Annotated in this window: 1 protein-coding gene; it reads left to right on the plus strand. The window is 50.0% G+C overall.

All coding sequences use genetic code 11. The features are described 5' to 3' along the window. A partial coding sequence (locus B2Z72_RS09445; protein WP_297004660.1) for a response regulator occupies positions 1-204 on the plus strand: 204 nt, incomplete at both ends.

Raw genomic sequence — 204 nt, forward strand, 5'->3', positions numbered from 1 at the left:
GAGCGCAAGGTGCTGATTGTCGATGATTCGAAAATCGCCCGTAAGCAGGTAACGCGCTGTCTGGAAAACGTCGGTGTGGAAGTGGTAGCACTGAATGACGGATTGCAGGCCTGGCAGCATCTGGAAGAGATCGCTGACTCTGGTGAAAATGTCAGTGATCGCTACATGATGATGATTTCGGATATCGAAATGCCGGAAATGGAT

Origin of the sequence: Thalassolituus sp. UBA6592 (genome assembly GCF_002433655.1) — a bacterium.
Classification (GTDB): Bacteria; Pseudomonadota; Gammaproteobacteria; order Pseudomonadales; family Oceanobacteraceae; genus Venatoribacter.